We start from the raw sequence: 16433 nt of genomic DNA, 5'->3' as shown, positions 1-16433 counted from the left end.
TCGAAGTCCCTCATAACAATTTTCTTTAGCAATTTATTTCCATAACGTATACGCACGTATTTATTATACGGAAACATTTACTAATGATAATGTAAATTTTACATATATCTGGACTTACTCCATTGTCAATTCTCCCCCATTATAAAACAGAGGTGGTAGTATGCTTTCATTTATAGGTATGTTACTTTTATTATTTGTTGTATCCATTATTGTTGTTCGATTTATGGGAAAGTCAGCATTAGCTCAATTTACACCCCATGACTTAACAGCTATATTTTTTATTGTTGCGATCGCTATGGCCCCGATTAAAGTGGAAGGGATTGTCCAATCATTGATAGGGATTGCGATCGTGGTTTTTGTGCATGTTTCCCTTTCGAAGTTAAGCCTTTACAATCAACTGAATCGATTTATAATCGGAGAACCTACTATCTTAATTAAACATGGGAAACTGATCAAATCAAATCTAAAAAAAAGTCATTTTTCTTTGTCTGAATTATTGTCAAGCATTAGAAGCAAAGGCTATCCAGATATACAAAACATTCAATATGCGATTCTTGAACCCAATGGGGATATTAGTGTAATGCCAAAAGAGGAGGAATTGCCAGCAACGCCTAAAATGTTAGGTCATGAAATGGAGTATCGGGGATTTCCTATTCCTGTCATCGTTGAAGGGAACATTCAACATGAAAATTTAAAATTAATTCATAAAGACCAACAATGGTTAATAAATGAAATCAAAGCAGCAGGTTTTACAACATGGAACAACATTTTTTACGCTTCGGTAAGAGATACCAATCATTCTTTAATAGTGGATGAGGGAAAAGGGTAACCTTAGGTTGTAAGTTTATAGCGAGATAACGGATAATCAAATGGTAATGTCTCCAAGTGATCATTTAAAACATAAAAATTTTCACAAATCTTAGCAAGGTTATATAGTGATTTACAAAAGATAAATATTGGGATGTGCAACACAAAAATGCTTTATTCGTTATTAAAACCAGTCCTAAAACTATTCATCCAGTTAAAATTTCGAATTGAAATCGTCGGCTTGGAACACGTCCCTACTCAAAACGCACTGATTGTAGCTGCGAACCATATCAGTAATTACGACCCCCTACTTCTATCTTGTGTGATGAAACGAAACATTCACTTTATGGCAAAAGCCGAATTATTTCGTAATCGTTTTTTAAAATGGTTTTTTACCGCTGTTTATGTGATTTCAGTTGATCGTCAAAGTAAAATTGTTATTCGTCCTGTACGCCAAGCTTTAAGAATTATTAACAGTGGGGAAGTTTTTGGTATTTTTCCAGAGGGAAAAAGGTGTAAAAATGGAGAATTGGTTCAGCCTAAAAAAGGAGTAGCTTTTATCGCATGTAAAACGAATACCCCTATTCTTCCAATTGCCATTATTGGAGTGAAAAAAGGGATTCGAACACCTATAAAGGTTGTGATTGGACCACAAATTAATGTTGGTCATTTAGACATAACAGATTACTCATCTCTTTCACGATATGTTATGAACAGGATTAAAGAGTTAGAAAAAAAGCATTCAATGAATGACTAACTAATTAAAAGTTGTTTTTAATAATGTGTGATAAACAGTCTTTTATCGTTTTTAGCGGTGCGTTCCTTACCGCCATCATTTACGATGAAAAAATAAAAGGAAGTGAAATTGATATAGAAAACATGGAGCCGAATTATAATTTCGATCGTTCAATTATTTGGAACTTGAACAAATCAGAAGAAAAACTACAAAGAAAAAAGACTAGAAATAAAATAACTAAAAGAATTCAGCCAATATTAAAGGTCTTATAAAAAAATAAACGTAACGAAAGTGAAACGTTTTTAGTGAGGATTTCATGATGGATATTACTTCCTTATTGCCCTGGCTAGTTATTGTATTAAATATTTTTTTTGCAATTATTGTTATTTTTCGGGAAAGACGAGATATTGGTTCCTCATGGGCTTGGTTATTGGTTTTATTTTTTATTCCTTTGCTTGGATTTGTCTTGTATCTTCTTTGCGGACAAAATCTTAGACGTTATTACCTCTTTCAATGGGAGGACCGTAAAAAGATTGGAACCGAAAAAACGTTAGGAACTCAATTGTCACAACTTAGGTCCCCTCATTTACAATTTCATAATCAAGCTGTAAGAGAAAGTAGAGATTTAATATACATGCATTTAATGAACAGTAGTGCTGTCTTAACTGAAGATAATTCGGTTGAATTATTTATTGATGGTCAAGAAAAGTTTGACAGGTTATTTAAAGATATCGAAGGGGCAAAGGTCCATATTCATTTACAATATTTTATCATCAAAAAAGATCAACTCGGTAAAAAACTTATAGAAGTTTTAACAAAGAAAGCAAAAGAAGGGGTTAGAGTACGGGTTTTATATGATGATTTGGGTTCGTGGAGATTAACCAAACATTTTTTTCAAAAACTTCGTGAATCTGGTGGTGAAGTGGAAGCTTTTTTTCCTTCCAAATTCCGTCTTATCAATCTACGGTTAAATTACCGAAATCATCGTAAGTTAGTTATTATTGATGGAAAAGTCGGTTATGTAGGCGGATTTAACGTCGGCAATGAATACCTTGGCCAAGATCCCAAACTTGGATATTGGCGAGATACACATTTAAGGATACAGGGCACAGCTGTTCATTCGCTTCAGACTCGTTTTATTCTTGATTGGAATCAGGCGTCCTATTATCACAAAAATATCTATATCTCAAATCATTTTCCAGAAGCTGTTTCTCAAGGAGATGTTGGCATTCAAATTGTTACAAGTGGTCCTGATTCTGAATGGGAATATATTAAAAATGGATATATTAAAATGATCTCATTAGCAAAAAAGTCTGTTCTCATCCAAACGCCTTATTTTGTTCCAGATACAAGTTTATTGGAAATCCTTCGAATTGCATGTTTTTCTGGCGTTGAGGTTAAAATTATGATTCCTAATAAACCGGATCACATATTTGTATATTGGGCAACTCTATCCTATATTGGTGAATTACTTAAGGCTGGGGCAACAGTCTATATATACGACAATGGTTTTATTCATGCTAAAATCATTATTGTTGATGGAAAAATATCATCTGTTGGAACAGCAAATATTGATGTAAGAAGCTTCAAATTAGATTTTGAGGTTAATGCCTTTCTTTATAATGAAGAATTTGCTCAAAGACTGACAAAAACATTTGAAGAGGATGTAAAAGTATCTAGGGAACTCACTCTTGACCAGTATCAACAATTTCCACTATGGGTACGCTTTAAAGAATCAATATCCAGGTTATTATCTCCTCTCTTATAAAAGTAAACAGATGGTGTCCTGAAAATTCAAAAAACACATTTTCATAAAATGGATCTTTTGATAGATTATCCAAAAACAAGGAAAAGAACCTTAGCTATTATTATTCTTCCTGACCTAGTACTCTTTTTTACGGGTATTTATCGAAAAAAGAAAAGACTTCAGATCGAGGGGGATAGGTGTTCAAGCCGAAACAATTGATACATTTTTTTGGCATTTAACTAATGTACCAATCGGTCAGTATATTTATTAGTTCTATACAGGGATTATTCATAAACAGTTTGTCGCTTAACATAGATCCACTGCGGATAAATTAAAATGGCAAAAGCAGCAGCAAGCATAACTCGTCCGCCACTCCATGTAAAGCGTAGTGATATTCAAAAAATATACTGCCATAAAATGCATTTCTTAATTGCCGTTTAATGATACAGCAAAACAAGGTATCGATTGCTTACCTCCTATATAAAGATAGCTTTTTCATACCCATATCTCCTCTCTGGTTTTTTCAATCCTTTCCTCACACTTCCAGTGTATCACCTCGTTTATTAGAACATAATAAAACCGAAATTGATGATAAGCCACATTAGTTACAATTCTCTAAGGAATATGGAGAACAATTCCTGAAAAGTGCAGGTGCTTTTAATTGCAATTATCACCTAGAATTTACCACTCGTTTATTCGGCCAAAATGGATAACAAAAGTATATATTCAAAATAATATTCAACAACACTTTAATTTTACAGATAAAAAAGTACTGGATTTTGGAGCTGGTACCGGGGCTAATTGTACCTTATGTTCACCTGTTCATTACCTTGGGATTGACCCGGATTCGCGCAGAATCGACTTTGCCAAACGCAAGTATAACCAATATCGTTTTAAGGCCTTTAAGGGGAATGAACTTCCGGCGGAGGACAATAGCTTTGATTTTATTTTAATCGTCGCTGTATTGCACCATATTCCTCCAGAAATGATCCTTTGTTATATCAAGGAGTTCAAAAGAATTTTAAAACCGCAAGGCAAGATTGTCGTTATAGAGCCTTGCTTTTTTGAAAAATCTCCGATTAGCAATTGGTTCATGAAGTATAATGATAAAGGTGATTACATTCGAAGTGAAAAGGATTATCTCAATTTCTTTACCACTGAAAATTTTCAATGCAATGTGATAAAAAAATTTAAAAAATGCTTTTTTTATAATGAACTTTATTTTACAGCCTTACTATAAAGTTTTCCTTTGTGTTTTTAACTTTAAGAAGATGCATGTTACCTATCCAGTCAATTTAACATTCCAGTATATTTAAACCAGGATAGGTGAACGAAGCTGGTCTACATGGCCAGCCCTCCTCCAAGGATCACCCTACCGTTTTACACAAACTTATTGACACGGTACCGTTCTCTCTAAAGTACTTAGATTTTAATTTATATTTTACATACTTCATATGGAATACTTCCAATTATAGTAATCTTACAAAACAAACTATCCCAATAAGGGTTACCCTATTGGGATAGTTTTTATTCATACCTGGTTTCTAATTACCCAAGAGTGTTGGAACGGTAACAAATTCATAGCCCTGTGCTTGTAGTTCGTCAATGATTTGAGGCAATGCCTTAACAGTTTCAAATTGTTCGGATGAATGGTAGTTATGTTGAAGCATTATAACTCCAGGGCTAGCATCTTGCTTCACTCTTGATACAATTTCTTCAGCAGACACTCCGTTCCAGTCCTTTGTATCGGCCGTCCACATAATCGAACGGTAGCCTTGTTTATTAAGCATTTCTACCTGTCGATCTTCAATTTCTCCAAATGGCGGTCGGAATAAATCTGGTTTGACCCCTATAATTTTCTCAATTTCTGCGGTAGTCGACTGTATGTTTTCGTTAAATTGTTGGTCCGTAAGCTCAGGCAAATGCGGGTGTATCCCAAGTATGGTTGCCTATAGCATGTCCCTCTCTGTAAATTTGTCTTAGTCGTTCTGGATATTCCTTGACCCTCTCTCCTACCACAAAAAAGGTAGCCTTCACACCTTTTCGCTTTAAGATTTCTAAAATTTGAGGGGTATAAGTATCTTCTGGACCGTCGTCAAAAGTAAGGGCAACTCTTTTCTTATTGGGATTCCCCATAAAAATCATTTCATTTTTTATAGGAACATTGATTATTTGTCCAGGATAAATCCAATCAGGATTTTTTATTGTTGGGGTAGATTCTAATAACTCAGGTATAGAGACTCCGAGTTTAATAGAAATTTTATAAAGTGTGTCCCCTTCACTAACTATGTACGAGTTAGGAATTTCTAAGTGTTGACCTGGCTCAATTATAGTAGATACCAGTTTGTTCTGGTTAACAATCTTATCTACTGATGTTCCATACTTGTTGGAAATTTTCGAAAGGGTATCTCCCGATTGAACAATGTGAGTCTCAGCCATTGCAGATTTATCAAACAAAGGCAGACAAACTAAGATAAATGAAATTAAAATGGTCGCTTTTTTAAGCATGATTTCACCTCCTCCTGAACTCACTCCAGTATACTAATTTCTTATCACTACTTAAATACATTCGAAAAGAAGCTTTGTTAAATAGGGTTTTTCTATTTCAACTAAACTTACCCTAATAAATGAATAACTTAGAGCTTCGATTTACTTTCTATTAATTTTCTTCTCATATTCAAGAATATGGCCCCGATTACGAAACAATGTGGTTTTCAGGTTATGCATATAAATACTTGTTCTGTATTTATACTTTTTGAAGTATTTTTGATCTCTCTCCAAAAGAATATTACGAGCAAACAAAGCGCGGTACGGTGCCACAAAGGAGACGGGTGTATCTAAGGCAAAGCTGTACAAAGAAATAAGGGAGAGAAAGGAGATCAGCAAATCATATTAAACAACTTGGTAGTTCTCCAATTCCATTTATTGGACAGATGGCCCCAAAATTAACGGATGCTACCTTTACCCCATGTAAGTAATTTTCCGTAGTTGTAGAAGGAGAAAAATAAATACAGAACGACAATCGACAGCTGGACGCTTTATAAGTGGTACAAGGTTATAGTATACTAACTACGGAGATACATGAATGCATAGAAAATAGGCATTCAGGGAGGCATCTTACATGGGAAAGCTGTCGAAACTAATAAAGCTCGCGAATGATCCAAAAGTAAAAAAATTAATTAGACAGGGAAAAGAAAAAGGTATTCCAATGATCAAAAAAGAACTGGAAAAAAGACAAAACAGATCCAAGTAGGTTTCCCCTAGCATCAGATGCAATATTTTGGCCTTTGTCTATAAGGTTGTGTTTTTATCGTTATTGAGCGATTCATCCCCCACCTCTTAGCGTAAGCGTAGGCGGGGGTAGTTCAAGGTATACGGTCTGACGGCATCTGGAAAAAGGAACATAGACAAACGTGGCGTACGGGTGGTTTGGATAGGCTACACTGGGTTGGACAGACTCGTTAAGGTCATATAGACTTAGATCAAATAAAACGCGGAGGCCAAGCTGTTTGTTTGGCCTGCTTCTCGACATCTTCATCGTACATTTTGGCAGCTTCCTCGGCTTTCATCGTGCTTGAATTTCGTGGAAAGAGCGCATTTCTGACTCCAGAAGCGCATGCTTCACAAAAGCACCATATACAATCGACATTTCTTGTAATTAAAAGCCTGTTTTGAATATGGGCTTACCCTCCTTAATTAATCTTCCTTAATCCCCAATGTCATTCCACCATCAACGACAATTTCTGTTCCCGTGCAATATGAACTTTCATCAGAAGCAAGGAACGCTACAGTTCGAGCAACAACCGGCTGTCCGATACGTCCTAGAGGAACCGAATTGTAAAAATCCGGAACACCCTCACCTTGGGTGGCCATTTCCGTTTCAATTCCACCCGGATGGACCATGTTTACTCGGATTCCTTTTTTTCCTAATTCAATGGCTGCTGCTTTAGACATCGCAACCACAGACGCTTTTGTCGCAGCATAGGCAGAAGATTTACTGATTGGGTCAAACGCAGAGATTGATAAATTATTTATGATAGAACCTTTTTGCTGTTTTTCCATATGCGGAATAACAGCTTGCATCCCTCTGAATACTCCGAGCTGATTTACATTAATCATCTGTTGATAATCATCTATGGTTATGTCTGTGAACGGTTTATGTATCAGGACTCCAGCATTATTAACGAGCACATCTATTTTACCAAATTTATCTACAATTACATCCATAGCTGCTTCCCACTGTGATTCTTTTGTAACATCCAACTGCACTGGATATGCGTGGTCTTTACCTATCGCCACTGCAACTTCTTGAGCATTTTCATAATTTCGGGCACCTATCACTACAATGCCACCTAACGAGACAAGGTGCTCAGCAATAGCTTTTCCCTGCCCACGATTCGCACCAGTAATAAGAATTACTTGTTTTTTTAAGTCAGCCATACTCTCTCCCTTAGTTTTTATGTTCCTCTAATATAGAATGAGCAAATACAAAATTATTATGGCTCACCTGTCTAGAAATCATTAGCTCCGGTATTAGATCGTTTATGTAAATCATATGTGATTCCGTGATCAACCCCCCTTTGGCTCCATAAGATAATTTCCTTTTCCAAGAAATTAAAAGATTCATCAGTTTTTTCAATACATTTATCCATATTAAGTACTCCAGCTTTGATCATTTTCTCTATGTTTAAATAAAGAAAATCCATTGTTTTAGCCTCCGATATTTCTATGTTGATCAAAATTCGAATACTTAGTTGTTATCCACCATTAACCCGAGCTAAAATGATTATTCCTACACCAACGCCGAGTGTGCCATATACATAAAGCCAAAGATATCTATTAACTATCAAGGAGAGAGATAAGCTTATAATAGCTATTCTACAGCAATCTTTCTCTGGACCAGCCTATGAAAAACGCTTGAACCTTAATTAGGTTCAAGCGTTTTTTAGGTAGGACGCCCTGAATTAAATTAATACGAGATAAAAATAGTTAACGAATCATGTCACACTCGTCAAGAACTGCCAATATTTTAATTTGCACCAATACCCAAATGATTTTCAAAAGCGAATCTCCAAAAAGAGGATCAACCCCACAATTGTAGGATTGATTCCTGACTTAACGTAATACAAAGTCTTAATATGAATAAGTTACATTATTTTCAATAAGCGTTCTCTCTAGTTTTTTCAATTTTTTAATTGATTCTTCAGAGGAACGTTTCCCAATTTCAATAACTAATGCCTCTATTAAGGTAATAATTGGTACCACAGAAAATTGTTTTTCACTTACTTCTACTTTTAATGTTACGGAAGCGTATCGAATAATAGGACAAGAAATATGGTCCGTTATCAATATAATCTTGATACCCAGTTGATTGGCCAGCATAGCTGCTTGTATAATTCGATTAGTGTATGGTTCAAAAGCAAATACCAGTAAAACTTCATCCTTTTCAAATTGTAATATTTTATCAAAGAGTACTTCGGTATCATGGCTTAATTGTCTTATCTTAGAATAAAATTCTCCAAGCAACTGTTCAAGATATAAAGCCATGGCCTTATATGGTCTAGTACCTAAAATATTAAGCTGACTTGAATGGCTAATAACATCAATTACAGTTTCGAAATTTTCTATTAAATCTGAGTCTAATGATTTATCCAGTATGTCCATAGATTCATTCCATACTTGTAATATAGTTGGAGCACTCTCTTCTTTATTAGGGATTTCTGAAAAAGACTTCTTTAATGTCCATTTTGATTCAGCAGGCAATGATTCATTAAAGATATCTTTTCGAAAAACATTAAAGTTGTCATATCCTAATGCATTTATCGCGCGCATAACGGTTGAAACTCCAACATTAGCATTATCTGCGAGCCCTTTAACAGTTATCATCCCTATTGATTGATAATTCTTCAAGATATAATCGCATAGTTGTCTTTGTTTTTTTGGTAGAGAATCCTTAATATTAATTATTTCAGTAATTAATGATTGGTTATGTGAGCTCATTTGAATCTCCTTTCACCTTCTGGCGACAGGTAATCTCAAAATTATGACCATCATTAATATATTATATCTCATTACAGAAGATGTATAAATCAAAAATATAGAGAGGACAACTCTAGGTTGTTCAGTTTACTTTGATTATTAAGACAATCAATGAATTTCATACTGTTTCATGTCAACTGTTTTCTTTACCCTACTCCGTTTCTTGGCAACCAGAATTGCTGAATACAAAACCAATGCAATTCCTAATACTTGCCATGGTCGAAGATTCTCCCCAAGAAAAAGTACTCCAGTTAATACTGCAACAATAGGCTCTATTGTCGCTAAAATAGAAGCCTTGCTAGCTTCAAGATATTTCAAACCTGAAGAATACAAAAGATAAGCTGCGACTGTTGTCACTAAAGCCAACAAAACGGCATATACCAAAACATCTAAATGTTGAAATTGACTAGTTTTCTTCATTATATCACTTGTCAATAACATAAAAATACTTGTATAAAGAAACGTATACATAGTAATGGTTAACGCAGAATAACGTTTTGTTATAGGCTTACTAAAAATACTATACAATGCATAACAAAACCCTGAAAGAATCCCCATTAACAAGATATTCATAGGTATACCTTCTTGGCCAAAAGGTAACAAACCCACAACAAATGCACAACCTATAACAGCAAGAGCAAGTGCTATGCCTTTACGAATAGTCAAAGATTCTTTAAAAAAAAGTCGTGAAAGAATGGTTACGAACAGTGGCCCCGTATATAATAGTGTTACTGCAAGGGATAAACTTGATTGAGAAAAGACTTCAAAGTAAAAATAATTAAAAAACGCAATACTAAAAATTCCTGCACCACCGAAATAAAAGTGATCTTTAACTCTGGTGCGTAACTGGTCACGATAAAATATAGTCATAATTAGGATGAGAATAACAAAGGAAAAAATTCCTCGAATGGCAACTACGTCCCATGGTGTAAAGCCATGAGCATACAATGGAGCAATAAATAAACCAATTAGTCCCCAACATGCCGCGCCAGCAATTGTGACAAGGTAAACTCTAAGATTTAATATTCTTTTTTTCACAGCATCCACTCCAGTAAGTCCCCTGGGTACCCCCATCATGTATTTAGGACATATAGGTTTCTCTATTTAACCTTTTTCATCTTTTTGCTTAGTGTAGCGCTTTCATTAGGAAGCCTTCCAAGGTAATTCTTTTTCTGCAGCAGATTGCCACCAATACGGAAGTTTTCAAGGAACAACCACAGCATTGGGATCGTCATCAGCAATCCTCCCAGATTCAACAGACCCTTAACGGAATCAGAACCTCCAGAAGCCACTAGAAGGTAAGAGACTGTAGTTACAATACTTCCCATTAAAATTTTAATCTTGGTAGGTGGTTCATCATCAATCTGCTGGTCATGAACGCACAGAGTAGCGAGTACAGAGCTCATAGGGTCGGCCAGAGTTACAAAGGAAAAGATAACGGTTACAAGGAAAACTATTTGAATGAAAGTACCACCGGGCATATTACCAAGAACCTGGTAAATTGTAGTCTGCATTCCTAACTCCTGTACAGCAGCCCAGACATCTATTAGGCCAGAAGACTGTGCTTTCATAATCAGGCCGGCAAAAACCCCAATCCATATGATACAAAAGGTAGATGGTACAAGTATATTAAACAACAAAAATTGGCGTACAGTTCGCCCTTTTCCCAGGCGAGCCAAAAACATTCCTATAACAGGAGCAAAGATTATAAAGGCGTTCCAGTAAGTGATCGTCCACTCATTCGGCCACTGATCCTGGGGCACCATCGTATTATTATACGTAATCTTGCTCCAGAAATTATCCATGATAGTGCCAAAAGCTTCCGTGCTGATTTTACTGATAAACCGAGCGTCTCCGAAAATCAGCACATATCCTAACAAGAAAAATAATAGTATCATGGTGATGGACGAAATTTTAGTCAGTCCCTTAGAGATACCAGTAACAGAGGAGATAATAAAAAATGCTCCAACAAAAACCGCGATGAGCAGCCAGACCATATTGCCTTGTTCTATATTAAATACACTTTCAATACCAGCACCTATCTGTAGAAGACCAGCTCCCATAGAGTTGGAAACTCCACTGGCAAGAGCAAAAACAGCGAATATCTGTACCACAGTGGTCAGCCAAGAAATTTTACGATTGAAACTATGCTCTACAAGTGAACCAAAGGAAAGACTTTTATTGGAATTATAAGTTAGCAGAGCGAATGCGAGACCGCAAAAAGAATACATGGCGTACTGAACGAAAGACCAGTTAAACATTGTTTGACTGACTGCGAAAATTGCAGCCTCCCGTGAACCGGCCTCTACACCGGGAGCTACAGGCGGTGTCATAAAGTGGTAAATTGGCTCTCCCATGGCCCAGAACAGCAGGCCAACGCCAATGCCTCCACAGGTGGTGATGGAAATCCATTGCCAGGTAGTGTACTCCGGCTTTGCATCCGCACCTCCGATACGAACGTCCCCATACTTAAAAATGACGAAACAAATGGCAAAAATAATGGCCAACACAGATAAAATATTAATCCACCAACCAAAATTATCTCCTACCCAATAAATAGTATTAGTAAGGACCGTACCAAACTTTTCTGTAAAAAACATACCGAAAAGCATTTCTACCGTAAGAATAATTATAGCTGGGATAAATACTGCCTTATAAAGGCTATATGTTTTTTCATTTTTTCTCATAAATTTTCTTCTCCCTCCCTATATTCTATCAATCTAATAATGAATCTAATATTCTTGTTGATTATATAGATTGAAAACCCCCATTAACCCCCGTCATTTATAATCAATGATGTGATTTTATAAGGGGATCCCTAGAACTTTTAGGTGATAGAGTACGAAAAGTCCTCAGTCTATTTAACATACAGTCTTACACTATTTAATTAATAATCTTATCTACAACTTTAATGAATATAATACATGGAGAAAAGTGAGGGGCAAATTCCTCAACTTCGGAAAATGGAAACGCTCACCCTGAAAAAGTGATTATCAGTTCTACCAATTTCCACATTTTACAAACCGGGAAGTGTTTTCCTATGCCGGTAGGATTTATGAAAACGTTTACATTATAATTAACCAGGGTGTCAATGTTTTATATTTCCGCTTGGACCTTAATGTTTTTTTATATTGAAATAAGTGGGTAAGGGATGTAGAAACTTTCACTGCCTCCCTCACACAAAATCAATTAACTAATTAGAAACCACAGTCTTGACTTTCTTTTCTTTTTGAGATTCAAGAAGCCCGAATTCCAGTAAGCTATTAATATTTTGTGCTGCATTAAACCCCGTTTGAATAGCTGTTTCAGTATAAAGGGTGCCTAAATAGTCACCTGCTAAGAACAATCGACCCGCAGATTTTGTTAAAATTGGCTGTATTTTTGCACGACCGGGGAAAACATAAGCTGACCCTAATGGAAATTTGTTTACATGAGCCTCAACTACATGATCACTAAAACCAGGAAATATTTCATTTAAATCTTTCAAATATATTTGAATAATCTCCTCATCAGATTTATCTAAAAGCTGGCGGCCACGTTCAGCTGGTGAAAAAGTCATAAAACTACTTCCTGGCTTTCGTTCCTTTGAAAATGAATGAACAAGGTTAGAACTATGAATAAGAATATCGAATGACCTTTTAGGTGTAGCAAAAGAATATACATCATCCCAAACTTGAGGTCCTGTTTCATTTGTTAAAAATGCTGCACTAACATGTGGACCGTAGGTCACCTGATCAAGAGCGTTTGCGATTTCTGGGTCAATGTTCACCGCTATTTTTTTTGTAATTGGAGCGGGAGTCGCGAGGACTGCATAACGTGCTTCCTCCACATGCTTCACCCCATCTTGAATATAGTGGACGACAACCGAGTCTTCTTTCTGAATAACTTCTAAAACTTTAGCATTTAGTTGAACTCGTTCGCCTAATGTTGTTGCAATAGTGTTCGTAAGCGTTGATGGGCCCCCAACAATATTTCTCGTCAGCCCTTCACTTTTGTTCCATATCATGTGGAAATATCCTACACCTGCCCCCGCAGATATTTGTTCAGGATCTCCAGTAGATCGACTAACGGTAGGTCTAAAAATCGCATCAGCATCTTCTGGTAATACACCTGAAAAATCAGTAAAAGTTCGATCATTCATAAATTCTAAAACTCGTTGTTGGTAAACTTTATAGTCCTCTGTCGGACGTCTTTTTGCTACTTTGCTATATTTGATAACAGCTGCACGCACTTTAGCCCCTGCAAGTAGTAGAGCAAATCTAGATTTCCATGACATAGGGACCCTAAATGGATACAGTTCAACTCGACCGCCTAAAAGCAACTTCCCATTCAAAGACATTGCAGATAAAATACCAGGTACAGGTAATGCAGTTATTTCAACAGATTTAAATAATTCATCTGTAGCTGAACCAGCTCCGGCAAATACATGTCCACCCCAATTTAACCAATAATCTCCTCGCCGTTCAGAACGTACACGCCCACCAACACGATCATCAGATTCTAGAAGTAAAATATCATGTTGTTTAAGGCGCCAGGCAGCAGACAAACCAGCAAGTCCGCCGCCTATGATAATTACATCTTTCATTGGATTTCCTCCCATCCCTTGTGTATTTATAATTCTTCTAATTCAATTAATGTTGTTTCACCCTTAGTTCCCCTAATTCACTTAATATTGTTTTAATCTTTGACTTGAACTTTTCGGAAGCAGGCACTAATGGCAATCTACTTGATCCTCCCGATAATCCTAGTGCTTCCAATCCTGCCTTTACTGTTCCTGGAATGGTTTCTTCTTCGATAGCATTGTATAACTCTAGCAGTTCCTTATTTAATTTAGTTGCTTCTTTTAAGTTGTTTTCATTTACGACTAAATCATATAGTTTTGCTATTTTTTTCGGAGCCAAGTTGTGGGCTACTCCAACAGCACCATGTCCCCCTAAGGCTAAGGTAGGTAAGATTAAATGCTCAAATCCAGTAAGTACCGCGAAGTTCGGATTTTCTTTTGTCAATGCAATAAGTTTAGAAGTATGCTCGCCATCAGCCGTATTTTTAATACCAACAATTCCATCTATTTGACTTATTTCATTAATTAGTTCTGGATCCAGTTCAACACCTGTAGCATCTGGATAATGATAGATTACGATCCCAATACTAGAGTTTTCTGCTACTGCCTTGTAATGATCAATAATTCCTTGTCTACTAGTTGGCATATAATATGGATTTATTACCAAGGCACAATCTGCACCAAATTCAGCTGCGTATTTCGTAAGTTCAATTGTTTCTTCTGTTCGATGACATCCTGTACCCGCCATAACAGGTATTCTACCTTTTGATGTTTCACACACAAATTTAATTACTTCTTTTCGTTCTTCCATGCTCATTAGTGAGTATTCTCCAGTACTTCCTCCCACTAAAAGACAGTTCATTCCTCCATCTATTGAATGTTGGATAAGTTGTTCAAGACCTTTATAGTCAATACTATTATCTTCTTTCATAGGTGTAGGTAAAGCTGGAATCATTCCGAAAGGTTTATACATATAGATCCTCCTCAAAAATGTAAATTAAATAAAATTTCTACCGGTTTTGCATAATTTTTCAGTTCTGTTATTGTTTAATATTCACATACACACTTTTCACTTCTGTGTAATTCTCCAAGCCATACTCTCCACCCATTTCACGTCCAATGCCAGATTGTTTGTATCCGCCGAATGGCATTGACTCCCATTCAAGTCCAACATCATTAATCCAAACGGTCCCTGCTTGTAGTTTACGGGCAATATAGTGGCCGGTTTTTATATTTTCTGTCCAAATACTAGCTGCTAAGCCATAATTGCTATCGTTTGCTCTTTCAATAACTTCTTCTACGGTATCAAAAACGAAAACCGACATTACTGGACCAAAGATTTCTTCTCGTGCAATAGTCATGTCATCTTCTACATCCGCAAAAATTGTTGGTTTGACAAAGTACCCTTTATTAAATACTTTTTCGCCTCCCGCTACAAGACGAGCACCTTCTTTTTTTCCTTGCTCGATATAGCCAAGAACAGTTTGTTTTTGTTTTTCTGAAACAAGTGGCCCCATGTCTGTTTCTGAGTCCATTCCTGCACCTAATTTCACCATGCTTACATGTTCTGTCAATGCTTGAACTACTTGATTATAATGTTTTCGGTGAACATAAACTCGTGTACAGGCACTACAATTCTGGCCATGGTTATACATCGTACCGTTAAATGCCCCTTCTATAGCTTCTGTTATGTTTGCGTCTTCTAAAATAATTGTTGGTGACTTACCACCTAACTCGAGAGTAATGTTTTTGATTTGATCTGCAGATTTTTTCATCACCTTTTTTCCAACAGCTGTGGATCCAGTGAAAGACACTTTGTCAACTAAATTATGAGTAACAATAGCTTCACCAGCTTCTCGACCCGATCCTGGAATGATGTTGACCACACCGTCAGGAAAACCAGCTTCTTGGAAAAGTTTAGCTACATAAAGTAGTGAAAGCGGTGTTTCACTTGCAGGTTTAATCACAACTGTACAGCCAACAGCTAGAGCAGATCCAAGCTTCCAAGCAGCCATCAAAAGAGGGAAATTCCATGGAATAATTTGGCCTACAACCCCAACAGGTTCGTGCTCAGTATAATTCAAATATTCTGGCGATACTTGTGTTGTTTTTCCTTGTATTTTGGTTGCGAAACCCGAATAGTATCTGAAGTGTTCGATTGATCCATCAACATCATCTGTTAATGCAACTTTATATGGTTTACCGTTATCAAGGGCCTCTAGTTGTGCAAGCTCTTCACGGTTTTCTTCCAGAAGATCTGCGAACTTGTAGATGAGACGCGATCGTTGAAACGCTTTCATTTTTGACCATTCACCATCATCAAAGGCTCTTCTTGCAGCTCTCACGGCATTATCAACATCCTCCGTTTGTGCTTCACTAACTTCGGCAATTGCTTCTTCAGTTGCAGGATCAATAACATCAAATGTTTTCCCATTGACCGCTTGTACGTATTCTCCATTAATGTAGAGACCTATATTCCCTTCCAAGAACTCTTGTACCTTAGGTTTTAATTCGTAACCAGTTGCTTTCATTAGTATTACCTC

General features: G+C 36.5%; 15 protein-coding genes. 5 read left to right on the top strand and 10 right to left on the bottom strand.

Annotated features, from left to right (window positions below; translation table 11 throughout):
* Positions 1-160: 160 nt before the first annotated feature.
* From CEF16_RS22320 to CEF16_RS22300, 4 genes are all read left to right on the top strand, one after another.
* Positions 161-829 (top strand): DUF421 domain-containing protein, encoded by a 669-nt coding sequence (locus CEF16_RS22320; RefSeq protein ID WP_091588414.1) that lies wholly within the window; start codon positions 161-163, stop codon positions 827-829.
* A gap of 147 nt (positions 830-976) precedes the next feature.
* Positions 977-1564, top strand: a complete 588-nt coding sequence (locus CEF16_RS22315; RefSeq protein WP_091588415.1) for a lysophospholipid acyltransferase family protein — start codon at positions 977-979, stop codon at positions 1562-1564.
* A gap of 298 nt (positions 1565-1862) precedes the next feature.
* Complete coding sequence (gene cls / locus CEF16_RS22305; RefSeq protein ID WP_091588419.1) at positions 1863-3311, top strand: cardiolipin synthase; 1449 nt, start codon at positions 1863-1865, stop codon at positions 3309-3311.
* Positions 3312-3951: 640 nt separating this feature from the next.
* Positions 3952-4530 carry a class I SAM-dependent methyltransferase gene (locus tag CEF16_RS22300; RefSeq protein ID WP_091588420.1) on the top strand — a complete coding sequence of 193 codons (579 nt, stop codon included), beginning with the start codon at positions 3952-3954 and terminating at the stop codon, positions 4528-4530.
* 304 nt (positions 4531-4834) lie between these two features.
* Here CEF16_RS22300 and CEF16_RS25070 read toward each other — a convergent pair whose 3' ends face one another.
* Complete coding sequence (locus CEF16_RS25070) at positions 4835-5212, bottom strand: polysaccharide deacetylase family protein (RefSeq protein ID WP_281259228.1); 378 nt, start codon at positions 5210-5212, stop codon at positions 4835-4837.
* Positions 5205-5798, bottom strand: a complete 594-nt coding sequence (locus tag CEF16_RS25065) for a LysM peptidoglycan-binding domain-containing protein (protein WP_091587976.1) — start codon at positions 5796-5798, stop codon at positions 5205-5207. Before CEF16_RS25065 ends, CEF16_RS25070 begins: the two co-directional genes overlap by 8 nt.
* A gap of 613 nt (positions 5799-6411) precedes the next feature.
* Between CEF16_RS25065 and CEF16_RS25060 the strand changes: the two genes are divergently transcribed.
* Complete coding sequence (locus tag CEF16_RS25060) at positions 6412-6543, top strand: hypothetical protein (protein ID WP_281259227.1); 132 nt, start codon at positions 6412-6414, stop codon at positions 6541-6543.
* Between the two features lie 443 nt (positions 6544-6986).
* On the opposite strand, the gene CEF16_RS22285 is transcribed toward CEF16_RS25060, so the two are convergent.
* The 8 genes from CEF16_RS22285 to CEF16_RS22250 all read right to left on the bottom strand — a co-directional run bounded on the left by CEF16_RS22285 (position 6987) and on the right by CEF16_RS22250 (position 16421).
* Positions 6987-7730: an SDR family NAD(P)-dependent oxidoreductase gene (locus CEF16_RS22285; protein WP_091587974.1), complete on the bottom strand. Its 744-nt coding sequence runs from the start codon at positions 7728-7730 to the stop codon at positions 6987-6989.
* A gap of 71 nt (positions 7731-7801) precedes the next feature.
* The gene (locus tag CEF16_RS22280; RefSeq protein WP_091587973.1) at positions 7802-7996 is read right to left on the bottom strand and encodes a hypothetical protein; all 195 of its coding nucleotides are present in this window, start codon (positions 7994-7996) and stop codon (positions 7802-7804) included.
* 427 nt (positions 7997-8423) lie between these two features.
* On the bottom strand, positions 8424-9290 hold the full coding sequence (locus CEF16_RS22275) for a MurR/RpiR family transcriptional regulator (protein ID WP_091587971.1): 867 nt from the start codon (positions 9288-9290) through the stop codon (positions 8424-8426).
* A 147-nt stretch (positions 9291-9437) separates the two neighbouring features.
* A complete protein-coding gene (locus CEF16_RS22270) occupies positions 9438-10376 on the bottom strand; it encodes a DMT family transporter (RefSeq protein WP_245918032.1) in 939 nt (312 codons plus the stop codon).
* A 53-nt stretch (positions 10377-10429) separates the two neighbouring features.
* Entirely contained in the window at positions 10430-12016 is a 1587-nt protein-coding gene (locus tag CEF16_RS22265) for a BCCT family transporter (RefSeq protein ID WP_091587968.1), read from the bottom strand.
* Between the two features lie 506 nt (positions 12017-12522).
* A complete protein-coding gene (locus tag CEF16_RS22260; RefSeq protein ID WP_091587966.1) occupies positions 12523-13914 on the bottom strand; it encodes a flavin monoamine oxidase family protein in 1392 nt (463 codons plus the stop codon).
* Between the two features lie 46 nt (positions 13915-13960).
* The gene (gene dapA / locus CEF16_RS22255) at positions 13961-14863 is read right to left on the bottom strand and encodes a 4-hydroxy-tetrahydrodipicolinate synthase (protein ID WP_091587964.1); all 903 of its coding nucleotides are present in this window, start codon (positions 14861-14863) and stop codon (positions 13961-13963) included.
* Positions 14864-14930: 67 nt separating this feature from the next.
* Positions 14931-16421: an aldehyde dehydrogenase family protein gene (locus CEF16_RS22250; protein ID WP_091587962.1), complete on the bottom strand. Its 1491-nt coding sequence runs from the start codon at positions 16419-16421 to the stop codon at positions 14931-14933.
* Positions 16422-16433: the final 12 nt, after the last annotated feature.

The organism is Alteribacillus bidgolensis (assembly GCF_002886255.1).
GTDB classification, from domain to species: domain Bacteria; phylum Bacillota; class Bacilli; order Bacillales; family Marinococcaceae; genus Alteribacillus; species Alteribacillus bidgolensis.
The sequence above is the reverse complement of the archived record's forward strand: the minus strand, read 5'-3'. Positions and strand labels throughout refer to the sequence as shown.

Excerpts from the sequence above, each read along its gene's own strand:
- CEF16_RS22320 (WP_091588414.1), top strand. The coding sequence starts at position 161 with ATGCTTTCATTTATAGGTATGTTACTTTTATTATTTGTTGTATCCATT.
- CEF16_RS22315 (WP_091588415.1), top strand. The coding sequence starts at position 977 with ATGCTTTATTCGTTATTAAAACCAGTCCTAAAACTATTCATCCAGTTA.
- cls (WP_091588419.1), top strand. The coding sequence starts at position 1,863 with ATGGATATTACTTCCTTATTGCCCTGGCTAGTTATTGTATTAAATATT.
- CEF16_RS25065 (WP_091587976.1), bottom strand. The coding sequence starts at position 5,798 with ATGCTTAAAAAAGCGACCATTTTAATTTCATTTATCTTAGTTTGTCTG.
- CEF16_RS25060 (WP_281259227.1), top strand. The coding sequence starts at position 6,412 with ATGGGAAAGCTGTCGAAACTAATAAAGCTCGCGAATGATCCAAAAGTA.
- CEF16_RS22285 (WP_091587974.1), bottom strand. The coding sequence starts at position 7,730 with ATGGCTGACTTAAAAAAACAAGTAATTCTTATTACTGGTGCGAATCGT.
- CEF16_RS22280 (WP_091587973.1), bottom strand. The coding sequence starts at position 7,996 with ATGGATTTTCTTTATTTAAACATAGAGAAAATGATCAAAGCTGGAGTA.
- CEF16_RS22275 (WP_091587971.1), bottom strand. The coding sequence starts at position 9,290 with ATGAGCTCACATAACCAATCATTAATTACTGAAATAATTAATATTAAG.
- CEF16_RS22265 (WP_091587968.1), bottom strand. The coding sequence starts at position 12,016 with ATGAGAAAAAATGAAAAAACATATAGCCTTTATAAGGCAGTATTTATC.
- CEF16_RS22260 (WP_091587966.1), bottom strand. The coding sequence starts at position 13,914 with ATGAAAGATGTAATTATCATAGGCGGCGGACTTGCTGGTTTGTCTGCT.
- dapA (WP_091587964.1), bottom strand. The coding sequence starts at position 14,863 with ATGTATAAACCTTTCGGAATGATTCCAGCTTTACCTACACCTATGAAA.
- CEF16_RS22250 (WP_091587962.1), bottom strand. The coding sequence starts at position 16,421 with ATGAAAGCAACTGGTTACGAATTAAAACCTAAGGTACAAGAGTTCTTG.